This is a genomic window from Flavobacterium pygoscelis (assembly GCF_023162025.1).
Taxonomy (GTDB): Bacteria; Bacteroidota; Bacteroidia; order Flavobacteriales; family Flavobacteriaceae; genus Flavobacterium; species Flavobacterium pygoscelis.
Map to the genome: position 1 here is coordinate 228,888 of NZ_JALNUB010000007.1, position 7,105 is coordinate 235,992.

The window sequence follows — 7,105 nt, forward strand, 5'->3', positions numbered from 1 at the left end:
CTTTCTGTCCCCGCCAAAACACAAAGCCATAAAGAATTTAATATTTTGAGTTATTACAATTCTTTTAATTTACATCAATAGTTTAAAAAGTTAACAAATAGATTTTACTAAAATTCAGAACACATCAATTGGGAAGTCAATTGATTTGGCTTACTTTCGCATTATGGATTCTTTTACACAAATCGTTTTAGGAATTGCAGTTGCCGAAGTATGCGCTGGAAAAAAACTTAAAAACAGAACCTTTATTTACGGTGCAATTTTAGGGACATTACCTGACTTAGATGTGATAGTTGGATTGTTCATAAATCCTGTAGACGCTATATTAATTCATCGTGGCATTAGTCATTCTCTTTTTCTTTTTTTGCTAATTAGTCCGGTTTTGGGTTGGCTAATTTCTAAGCTTGAGAAAGGTAAAATCATCTTTTTTTCTGCTACTAATATGGCTTTCTGGGGCTTACTGACTCACGTTTTGCTAGATATGTTTACTTCCTGGGGAACTCAAATTTTATGGCCTTTAGAGCCACGATTGGCATTAAAAACTATTTTTGTAATTGATCCACTTTATACAATTCCGCTTATTGTAGCATTAGTATTCGTATGGAAAACAAAGAACACGACACTGCGTAACAAATACATCATCAGAGGATTAATAATCAGTAGTTTCTATTTGCTTTTATCTTGTTTTATAAAACTTTACACCTTATCACAATTTGAAAAAGCACTAAAAAATCAAGGAATTCAATATTCTGAAATTATTGTAAAACCAACTGCTTTTAATTTGATTTTATGGAATGCAAACGTCGCTACTTCAGACAATTATTTATTAAGCGATTATTCCCTTTTTGACACACAACCCATTTCATTTGTTGTTTACAGTAAAAATAAGATTCTAGAAAAGCAATTGCTAGGAAATTCAGATTTTGAAAAACTCAAAAAAGCTAGCGAAGGTTGGTATATTATTTCAAAAAAAGACGGGGATTTATATTTTAACGATCTGCGTTTTGGCCTTTTAAATGATAATCCAACCAACCCACAATTTGCTTTTAGTTACCAGTTTATTCAAAATCCTGCTGGAATGCATGCGATCGAAGTCCCTAAAAGTAAGAGAGATGGAAAAAAATTACTCCAAAAGATATTCACTCGTTTAAAAGGGAATTAAATCACTTTTTACTAAATTAAATATCGACTGACGTAGATTAAGCTGTCACGTCGAGTGCATACGAGAGGCTTTTTTAAAGTAATCCCTATAAAGAATCTTCACTGCGCTCGATTAGACAATATTTAGTGTAGCTGTCACGTCGAGCGCAGTCGAAACGCTTTTTTCAATTAATATCTATAAAGAATATCGACTGTGCTCCATTAGACAATATTTAGTGTAGCTGTCAGGTCGAGCGCAGTCGAGACGCTTTTTTTAACTAATTATTAAAAAAAATCTCGCGTAAGCTCGATTTGACAATATAAATAATTTGTATTAAAAAAATTAATCACTTTTTAACCAACCCGTTATACTCATTCTAGTGTTATTCGTAATCAAAACTTCATGCACTAACTCGTCACTTTTAAAGAAAACTGTTTTACCTTGAGTGGGTGCTATTTTTTGATTATTATTTTGTTGATGAATAAGCAATTCGCCCCCATCACTTTCTTGCCAATCGGCATTCAAATAACTAATCATAGAGTATTTTCGGCTGGGATTATTTTTGAATTGATCCAAGTGTTTTAAATAAAAATCACCTGATTCATATAAAGAATAATGAAACTCATAACTAGTAATTCCTGCAAAGCAGCTTCGATTGAGGTATAAAATGAATTCTTCTATTTGGGCAAAAAATTCATTTTCGAAGGCATTATTGTGTTTTTTATCTAACCAATAAATAGAATCACTCCGAATTGCTCCATCATAGGAAACCTTTTCGGCGTTGCCTATTCCTGCATCAACCAATAAACTTTTAGTGTTAAGAGCAATTAAATTTAGCTTTAAGTTATTCGCCAAAGTGTTACTCAAGAAATGCTCAGATATACCTACTTTATTTTCAATATAAGTGGCTATCAAAGTCTCGAAATTATTTTCCATGTCAATTTTCATTGACTGCTTAGACCGCCAACAAGCAAAAGTAGAATAAAAAAAAATAGCATTACTTTATTGTGAAATAAATATGCATGATTTTTTACAGGAGATTCGTTGGCTTTTAAAAGCACTATTATAAAAATCTAAAATTTAAATTCTTTTTTTTTAAAATAATATCTTTCTAAATCTTCTAAAAAAATAAGCAATCTGCTAATTTACGCTTAAAATATAGGAATTTCAAAATAAAAAAGGGTTTAGAAATAAATCTAAACCCTTTTTATATTACAGTTTACTGATAAAACTACCGTAAATATCCTTAAACTGATAGCCTTCGGAAAAACGATCTTTACTTAATTTTTTATATTCGACCAAAGCCCATAATATAAACTCTTTCATAAAGAATTTGTCTTCATTGGCGAGTTGTGGTTGGTATTTTTTAATTAAAATTTCAAGCGGAACAATACTTCCTAAAATTCTTTGGTATTCTTCGTCCGTACAATCGTCTAATAACTCGAAACCACTTTCGGCAAAAAACCATTCGATAATATCCGTGTAAGCTGTTTTTTCATCTTGCTTTTCTAATTTTTCAATCTTAGGAAAATAAGCAGGGAAAAAAGTATGGATCGCATCACCTAATAAGTGCTGTGCGACTACGGCGGCTCCCTCCTGCTCTCCTTCATAAACTAATTCTACTTTTCCAGTAATTGCAGGAATAATTCCCATAAAATCTGACAAGCGAACCGTAGTTTTATCGGCTCCATTTTTCAAAGCTCTTCTTTCGGCAGTACTTAATAAATTCTCAAAAGCCGTAATACTCAAACGCGCGCTAATTCCGCTTTTGTTATCAATATATTCACTTTCTCTGGCTTCAAAACTAACTTGCTCCAATAAATCTCTCGCTAAAGAAGGAACGTAAACCATATCATTCTGCAATGTATCTAACTTGGCTTCTTGTTCCGTAATTGTTCTTGCAATTTTTATCGTGTCAGGATAATGGGTTAATATTTGCGAACCTATTCTATCTTTCAACGGCGTCACAATACTTCCTCTATTGGTATAATCTTCTGGGTTTGCTGTAAAAACGAACTGCATATCCAGAGGCATTCTTAACTTAAAACCTCTAATTTGGATATCCCCTTCTTGCAAAATATTAAACAATGCAACTTGAATTCGAGCTTGTAAATCAGGTAATTCGTTGATCACAAAAATACAGCGATTCGCTCTCGGAATCATTCCAAAATGAATCACACGATCATCAGCATAAGATAATTTTAAATTTGCCGCTTTAATAGGATCGACATCACCAATTAAATCTGCTACGGTAACGTCTGGAGTTGCTAATTTTTCAAAGAAACGATCGCTTCTATGCAACCATGAAATTGGAGTATCATCGCCTTTTAAATCAATAATATCTTTCGCAAAACGCGAAATCGGTTTCAATGGATCGTCATTAATTTCAGAACCGCTTACATACGGAATATATTCATCCAATAATTCTACCATTTTACGTGCCAATCTCGTTTTGGCTTGACCACGAAGACCTAATAAGTTGATGTTATGACGTGACAAAATTGCTCGTTCCAACTCTGGAATTACCGTATTCTCAAAACCATGAACTCCTTCAAAAGTAGTTTGCCCAGCTTTTATCTTTTGTCTTAAATTTAATCGCAATTCATCTTTAATACTTTTGCTTTCGTATCCTGATTTTTTTAATTCCCCGAGTGTTTTTATATCTTCTATTTTCATATTTGTTGTTTTTTAACCACAAGGTTTACAATGTTTTGCACAAAGTTCACCAAGATTATTTTAATTTTTATTACTATTATTCTCTAATAATATTTTTAAGTTAAGTGTTCAAAGCTATGTTTCAACTCATTATTCAACACTATTTTATTCTCTTCTTTCTATTGGTTTCATAATCTTCAAAAATCATTTCTCCCAATCCTTTTAGCCCCGTATAAAATGCTTTTCCTTGATTGGCTTCGGTAAAATGATTTACAAATTGTTGCAGGTATGGATCATTCGCAATCATAAAAGTTGTAATCGGAATATGTAATTTACGAGCTTGTTGCGCCTGATTGTAACATTTATCCACAATATATTCGTCAAGACCGTTACTGTTCATATAATAGGATCCATCTTTCTCGCGCACGCAACTTGGCTTTCCATCGGTAATCATAAAAATTTGCTTGTTGGTATTTCGTTTGCGACGTAAAATATCCATAGCCAATTGTAATCCAGCAACCGTATTGGTATGATAAGGACCTACTTTTAAATACGGTAAATCCCTAATTGGAATAGTCCAAGCGTCATTTCCAAAAACTAAAATATCTAAAGTATCTTTTGGGTAACGCGTAGTAATGAGTTCAGCAAGAGCCATCGCCACTTTTTTAGCAGGAGTAATACGATCCTCGCCGTACAAAATCATACTGTGGCTAATATCAATCATTAAGACCGTGCTCATTTGTGATTTAAACTGTGTTTCCTCGACAACCAAATCATTTTCGGTTAGCATAAAATCATCGACGCCATTATTGATTTGGGCATTACGCAAGCTTTCTGTTAGTGAAATACGTTCTAATCCGTCTCCAAAATGAAACTCCCGAAACTCGCCTGTATGTTCGTCTCCGCTTCCTGCATGTTTTGTTTTATGATTCCCACTTCCAGAACGTTTCAAGTTTCCAAAAATAGTATCCAGAGCCTGCTGTCTTATCGCACGTTCCGTCTTGGCAGTGATCCCGGTTCCCGAAGTCCCGTCCTCTTTCAGTTCATCACGAATATATCCTTTTTTTCTTAAATCTTCAATAAAATCATCAATGGTATAGTGTTCGTCGGTGAGTTTATATTCCTTGTCTAATTCTCTCAACCAATCGATTGCTTCATCAAAATCTCCCGAAGTATGCGTTATTAATTCCTTGAAAATACCAAAGAGTTTGTCAAACGGGGACTGAAATGGCGGTTCATATTGCTTGAAAAAGAAACCTTTTTTATTTACATTTTCCATAGACTTTAAAATTACATCATTTTATAGCGTACTTCAAACGAACGTTTATTAATTTTTAGTTAAATGAGATTTAGAAACCCATTTAGAAATAATTGTTCACCACACACTTGTATTTTAAAGTTCAGTCGTAATTTGCGTTTATAATATCCCTAATGAAGGAAATCTATCTGTTGACACTTTGGTAACATAAATCAGTCAGTAGACAAATTTAAAAAATGTATCTATTTAGAAAATTTAAATCTATTTGTAAGAATTTATTAATACATTTGAAATATAAATAAACTATGATTTAGTCATACCAATCCACCATAAATTGGTTGTATGGGTATAATTTAGTCATACATATATACTAGTTGTACGACAGCAATGAGCGACCGAAAATCCTAACAACATTTGTTTCTTAAAAAGGAAACTTATATCTTTACTGCGAATTAAGAATAGTAGAAAATGGATTATAAATTTAATGTTGAATTTCTTGAACCTGTTCTAGAGTTTTTGGAAAGTTTAGACCAAAAATCTAAGGAAAAAATTCTTTACAATATTTGGAAATCGAGAAGCGTAAATGATAATGAATTGTTTAAAAAACTCGATGGAGAAATTTGGGAATTTAGAACTTTATACAACAAACAATATTTAAGATTGTTTGCTTTTTGGGATAAATCAGATAAACAAGATACGATTGTTATTTCTACTCACGGTATAATAAAGAAAACAGATAAAACGCCAAAAGTAGAAATTGAAAGAGCAGAATCATTAAGAATAAAATATTTTAACGAAAAAAAATAAGATTATGAAAACATACAGTTTAGATGAAGTAACAGATAAATTCGTTGGAGAAAAAGGAACAGAAAACAGAGACAATTTTGAAAACGAATTAAAAATTGATTTGATAGGTCAAACAATTAAACAAATTCGAAAAGAAAGAAACTTGACACAAGAACAATTAGGACAATTAGTTGGTGTAAAAAAGGCTCAAATTTCTAAAATTGAAAATAGTTTAACTGACGCTAGATTCGATACAATTATTAAAGTTTTTCGTGCTTTAAATGCTAAGATTAACTTTAATGTAGAATTATTGAATCAGAATGTAGCAATCCACTAAAATTGCCGTCGCACAACAGCCGTTTGGCGAGATTGGGGTTTTAGGCTTAATTTAAAGATGGTTTTGTACTTGGAAAATTTGTGTTTAATGGAAAAATCTCGCATCTTTACTCCCCAACCTCGCCAAGCGCCAAGACGTTGTGCGTCATTTAACCGAAAAACCGAATGAGAATAGTACTTAACATAATAATTTTAATTCTGTTTTTGAGTTGTAACGGAATTTCAAAACAAGAAAAACAGGATTTTGGAAAAGCCAAAATTAGCGTTGAAATGTTTAGTCAATATTCTGAATTTGAAAACTTATTTGTTTGTAAAGACAGTATTCAAGATTTTGATAATGGATATTCAAAAATTGAATTAAATAATGAAAATTTAAAAATACTAAACTCAAAAAATGATGGTTATGAATCAACTATAATTGAAATTGAAATTGACAAAAACTTAAAAATCGAGAATATTAAATACTCATATAGCGATGATGTGGAAGATGGTTCAAAAACAGAATATGAAGTAATTGATGCAAAAATTAATATCAACAAAAATCCATTTGAACAAAATTCAAAACAAATTTCTACTTTCTATTTATTGAAAATTAGAGAAACAAATATTCCGAGTGAATTTTGGAAATTCAGAAAAAAAACTGAATACTATTTTAAAGGAAAAATTGAATGTAAATAAATAAACGAACGCACAACAGCCGTTTGCCAAGATTGGGGATTTAGTGGAATTAGCGTTTTTTTTATTACATTTACGTTAAGCCGAAAATACTCGGTTTCAAAAGTCCCCAACCTCGGCAAGCGCCAAGACGTTAGCAGCAAGCGTCGAGCAAAACGAAAATTAGAAAATAATAAATGAAATATTTAGAGTTACTTTTTATCTATTTTTCAAAAATTTATATTCATTTCTATCAAGAAAAAAATGATTATTGGACA

At 31.7% G+C, this 7,105-nt stretch carries 7 protein-coding genes; 4 read left to right on the top strand and 3 right to left on the bottom strand.

The window, feature by feature from the left end; translation table 11 throughout:
• The first annotated feature begins 163 nt into the window (after nt 1-163).
• A complete protein-coding gene (locus MW871_RS12715; RefSeq protein WP_248428910.1) occupies nt 164-1,159 on the top strand; it encodes a metal-dependent hydrolase in 996 nt (331 codons plus the stop codon).
• 321 nt (nt 1,160-1,480) lie between these two features.
• Here the strand turns inward: MW871_RS12715 and MW871_RS12720 are convergent, their stop codons facing one another.
• The 3 genes from MW871_RS12720 to MW871_RS12730 form a co-directional block, all read right to left on the bottom strand.
• Nucleotides 1,481-2,074: a 2OG-Fe(II) oxygenase gene (locus MW871_RS12720; protein ID WP_188050892.1), complete on the bottom strand. Its 594-nt coding sequence runs from the start codon at nt 2,072-2,074 to the stop codon at nt 1,481-1,483.
• 276 nt (nt 2,075-2,350) lie between these two features.
• Nucleotides 2,351-3,814, bottom strand: a complete 1,464-nt coding sequence (locus MW871_RS12725) for an AAA family ATPase (RefSeq protein WP_248428911.1) — start codon at nt 3,812-3,814, stop codon at nt 2,351-2,353.
• Nucleotides 3,815-3,953: 139 nt separating this feature from the next.
• Nucleotides 3,954-5,072, bottom strand: coding sequence for a vWA domain-containing protein (locus tag MW871_RS12730; RefSeq protein WP_248428912.1), 1,119 nt, complete (start codon nt 5,070-5,072; stop codon nt 3,954-3,956).
• A 447-nt stretch (nt 5,073-5,519) separates the two neighbouring features.
• Between MW871_RS12730 and MW871_RS12735 the strand changes: the two genes are divergently transcribed.
• The 3 genes from MW871_RS12735 (at nt 5,520) to MW871_RS12745 (ending at nt 6,851) form a co-directional block, all read left to right on the top strand.
• Nucleotides 5,520-5,858 (top strand): type II toxin-antitoxin system RelE/ParE family toxin, encoded by a 339-nt coding sequence (locus MW871_RS12735; protein ID WP_248428913.1) that lies wholly within the window; start codon nt 5,520-5,522, stop codon nt 5,856-5,858.
• 4 nt (nt 5,859-5,862) lie between these two features.
• Nucleotides 5,863-6,174 (top strand): helix-turn-helix domain-containing protein, encoded by a 312-nt coding sequence (locus tag MW871_RS12740; protein WP_248428914.1) that lies wholly within the window; start codon nt 5,863-5,865, stop codon nt 6,172-6,174.
• A gap of 164 nt (nt 6,175-6,338) precedes the next feature.
• A complete protein-coding gene (locus MW871_RS12745; RefSeq protein ID WP_248428915.1) occupies nt 6,339-6,851 on the top strand; it encodes a hypothetical protein in 513 nt (170 codons plus the stop codon).
• Nucleotides 6,852-7,105: the final 254 nt, after the last annotated feature.